The sequence below is a fragment of the Promicromonospora kroppenstedtii DSM 19349 genome (assembly GCF_000515355.1).
GTDB lineage: Bacteria > Actinomycetota > Actinomycetes > Actinomycetales > Cellulomonadaceae > Promicromonospora > Promicromonospora kroppenstedtii.
Genome location: NZ_KI911593.1, coordinates 27276 through 31205 on the forward strand (window position 1 = coordinate 27276; position 3930 = coordinate 31205).

3 protein-coding genes are annotated in these 3930 nt (G+C 73.8%); 1 reads left to right on the top strand and 2 read right to left on the bottom strand.

Going from position 1 to position 3930, the window contains the following annotated elements; all coding sequences use genetic code 11:
• The coding region (locus PROKR_RS33605; protein WP_036959416.1) for a hypothetical protein at positions 1 to 961 on the bottom strand (961 nt) is incomplete at its 3' end.
• On the bottom strand, positions 958 to 2820 hold the full coding sequence (locus PROKR_RS02950) for an HSP90 family protein (RefSeq protein WP_084800219.1): 1863 nt from the start codon (positions 2818 to 2820) through the stop codon (positions 958 to 960). The genes PROKR_RS02950 and PROKR_RS33605, both read right to left, overlap by 4 nt.
• Before the next feature lie 66 nt (positions 2821 to 2886).
• Here PROKR_RS02950 and add point away from each other — a divergent pair, with 66 nt between their 5' ends.
• Positions 2887 to 3900: an adenosine deaminase gene (gene add, locus PROKR_RS02955; protein ID WP_036959418.1), complete on the top strand. Its 1014-nt coding sequence runs from the start codon at positions 2887 to 2889 to the stop codon at positions 3898 to 3900.
• Positions 3901 to 3930: the final 30 nt, after the last annotated feature.

The following is a 3930-nucleotide window of genomic DNA, read 5'->3' on the forward strand; positions in this document are numbered from 1 at the left end:
CGGCGGCGGTCCAGGTGCGCCCGGCGGGGCCGGTGACCGGCAGGTCGCCGCGGCCGAGGGCGACCAGGCGGTCCATGAGCAGCGCGGTCACGGCGTAGAAGCCCATCCGCGGCTCGGGCTCGCCGTCGGCCTGGAAGTACCCGGGGGTGTCGGCCAGGAGCTCCAGCGCACGGGCCTCGTTGCCGGTCAGTGTGCAGAACTCGATGTGCTTGGCCACCGAGTGCATCAGGCTCTCCGAGCCCTTGACCATGGGGTAGCCGCGCATGTGGTTCGCCCGGGCCTCGTCGAGGCGGCCGAGCCGCACCAGTGGCAGGAGCGAGCGGGCCAGCGCGCGGTGCGGCTCCTCGGCGCAGGTCAGCCGGCCGTCCAGGACGGGGGTCCAGTGCCGCACCGCCTTCGCGTCGTCGCCGCCGTCGGAGAAGAACTCGCCCTGCCGCGCGGTCTCGCAGGCGTGGCAGTCGGCCAGCTCGCCGCGCTCTGCGGCGAGCCAGCCGTCGAACGCCCGCTGCGCCCGCTCGGTGTCACCGATGTGGTCGGCGATGTAGAACTCGGACATCCGCACGGCCCGCTCGGTGTGTCCGGCCAGCCGGTAACGCCGGTCCATCTCGGTGAGCCAGTTCTCGATCGCGGCCAGGGGCACCCGCGGCAGGTCGAGCATGCCCGTGGTGACCCATTTGAAGTCCCAGAACAAGGAATGGGTGGCGGACGCGTCGAAGACGCTCGGGTCCTGGTCCCACAGCCGCAGGGCGCGCGCGAACGGGACCAGCACCTTGTGCCGGTCGGCGCTGAACTCGTAGGCGCTGATCAGGTGGAAGACCGCCTTGATCTCCGCCTTCGGGCCGAGCTGCGCCGCCTGGTCGAGGATGTTCTCGGCGGCTGCGGCCTGCGAGGTGCCGTGGGGGCGCTGGTTGTTCTCCCAGATCGCCTCCTGGAGGGTCGCGAGGTCGGTGATCTGGCTCATCGGTCGTTCTCCTGGGTGTCGTCGGCGCGGTCGCCGGGCCGGTCGTCGCGGGTCGGCGGCGGGCTGGGCGTGGCCCATTCCAGGAGCTCGCCGAACGCACGGTTCACGAGGGCCTGGTCCACGGGGCGCAGGGGCCGGCGCGCCTGGAGCAGCGACTGCCCGTACAGGGCCTCGACGGCCACGCCCGCCAGGTCCGGGTCGGGCAGCCCCGCGATGCGCCGCACCAGCGGGTTGAGGTGGTTCAGCACGAGCCGGGCGCGCGGCGCCTCGTCGCGCAGGGACCCGAGGATGCCGGCCCACAGGTCGTCGGCCTCGCTCTCGGCCTCGGCCCGGGCTCGTTCGTGCCGCGCGGACCGGTCGTCCAGGTGTACCGCGGCCAGCGACGCCGGGTGGAAGGCACGTACCACGACGTCGCAGTCCAGCGGGTCCAGTCGGACCCGGGCCGTGGCCAGGAACGGGGCCAGCGCCAGCTCGGCGGCCGGGTCCAGGTGGTCGAGGTGCGCCGTCACGACCGACGCGTCGAGCTCCTCGACCGCCACCCCGGGCCGGGCCAGGGGGAGCGCCTGCACCAGGGCGGCGTCGTAGGTGTACCCGCCGTTGACCACGGCCATGCCCTGCGCCGCCGCGATGGCGGACACCTGCCGGAACTCGTCGACGGTGCGCGTGAAGTGCACGGTGGGATGCCGCCGGGCCAGGTCGTCGAGCGTGAGCTCGCCCTCCGACGTCTCGAACGGCAGCCACGGCAGCATGGTGCGCAGCACGTCCTCGTCGTGCAGGGCCAGCGCCTTGACCCCCAGGTGGTGCACGGCCAGGAAGCGCCGCAGGCGCTCCGGAGACGTGGTCGCGAGCTGCGCGAGCCAGCCCCTGACCCGGTCGCCCAGCGCGTCGCGGACGGCGGCGAGCGTCTCGTCCTCGTAGAGCTGCTCGCGGCTGGCCGTGGGGCGCAGCGCGTCGGTGTCCAGCACGCACCGCACGAAGAACGCCCAGTCGGGCAGCAGCGTCTCGGCGCGATCGGTCAGCAGCATGCCCTTGAGGTGCACGCGGTGCCCGCCGCGCTGGGCCGGGCTGACGACGCCCGGCAGCACGTAGGCGACGCCGCGGATGCCGACCAGCGGCAGGTCCAGCTCGATCGAGTCGAGCGGCGCGAAGCCGAACGTGTCCTGGCAGTACGCGGACAGGGCGGCGGCCCGCGCTGTCGGGCTGGTGTGCGGGGCCTCCCACGGCGGGCGCTGCCCGGTGATCGGCTCGTCGCCCACCCGGACGTCGTACGGGAGCAGGGCCCCGAAGTCGGCGGCGAGATCGGCCACGGTGTCGGCCTCGAACCACTGCTCGCTGCCGCGGCGGGCCTCCAGGTGCACCGTGGTGCCCGGCTCGGGGTGCTCGGCGACGTCCAGGGTGCGCACCGTGTACGAACCGTCGCCGCGGGCCACCCACTCGACGGGCAGCGCGTCCGGCGTGCGGGCCGACCGGCTCACCACCCGGATGGTCTCGGCCACGACGAAGCAGGCCAGCAGTCCGATGCCGAACTGGCCGAGGAACTCCTTGCGGGCCTCGGCCAGGCTCTCACGCTTGGAGCTGCGGCCGATCGTGGCCAGGAGCTGGTGCACCTCCGGCTCGGTCAGCCCGATCCCGGAGTCGGTGACCCGCACCGACGTGCCGGTGGCCTGGATGCGTACCGTGCCCGGGGCGTCCGGGTCGAGGGCGCGCCGCGCCGTGATGGCATCGACGCCGTTCTGGAGCAGCTCGCGGACGTAGACGCGCGGGCTGGCGTACAGGTGCTGGGACAACAGGTCCACCAACCCGCGGAGGTCGACCTGGAACGTGTGCGGTGAATCCGTCGGGGTCTCTTGCGTCGTCATGGTGGGCGCGATGCTAGTGGCGCACACTGACAGCCCCCACGAAAGTCCGGCACGTAACCTGCCCTCATGACCTCACCCGCGCCGTCGTCCCGCCCGCCCCGGGCCGAGCTGCACGTGCACCTCGAAGGCACGCTGGAGCCGGACCTGGCCTTCGAGCTCGCCGCCCGCAACGGTGTCGAGCTGCCGTACCCGGACCCGGAGAGCCTGCGCGCCGCCTACGACTTCGCGGACCTGCCCGCGTTCCTCGACCTGTACACCGCCAACATGGCGGTGCTGCGCACCGAGGCCGACTTCGCCGACCTCACGCGCGCCTACCTCGTCCGCGCCGCCCGCGCCGGGGTGCGGCACGCGGAGATCAGCTTCGACCCGCAGGCGCACCTCGTGCGCGGCGTGCCGCTCGAGGCTGTGGTGGGCGGCATCACCGGCGTCCTGGAGCGTGCCGAGGCCGACCACGGGGTCTCCACGCTCCTCATCGCCGCGTTCCACCGCGACAAGCCCGTCGCCGACGCGCTCGACGTCCTCGAGCGGCTGCTCGCCATGGACGCGCCGATCGTCGGCATCGGGCTGGACAACGCCGAGATCGGCTACCCACCCGGCCTGTTCGCCGACCTCTACGCCCGGGCCGAGGCCGCCGGCCTGCGCCGCACCGCGCACGCAGGGGAGGAAGGCCCGGCCGCGAACGTCCGGGACGCCCTCGACCTGCTGCACGCCGAGCGGATCGACCACGGCATCGCCGTCGTCCAGGACCCCGCCCTCGTCGCTCGTGTCGCGGCCGAGCAGGTCCCGTTCACCGTGTGCCCCGTCTCCAACGTGCGCCTGCGCGCCGTCCGCTCCCTCGCCGAGCACCCGTTGCCGGACATGATCGGCGCCGGCATGCTCGTCAGCGTCAACTCCGACGACCCGCCCTACTTCGGCGCCTACGTGGACGACGTCGACGACCCCGTCACCGCCGCCTTCGGCCTGACCCGCGACCAGCGGGCGGCGCTCGCGGCGGCGTCCTTCGAGGGCTCGTTCCTGCCCCGCGACCGGGCCGCGGCATACCTGGCCGACGTCGAGGCCTGGCGGACCGCGGGCGCCTGAACCGGGCCCGGTCCGCACCTCACCCCCGCA

Bases quoted from the DNA above. Each gene is read 5' to 3' on its own strand.
- PROKR_RS02950 (WP_084800219.1), bottom strand. From the start codon at position 2,820: ATGACGACGCAAGAGACCCCGACGGATTCACCGCACACGTTCCAGGTC.
- add (WP_036959418.1), top strand. From the start codon at position 2,887: ATGACCTCACCCGCGCCGTCGTCCCGCCCGCCCCGGGCCGAGCTGCAC.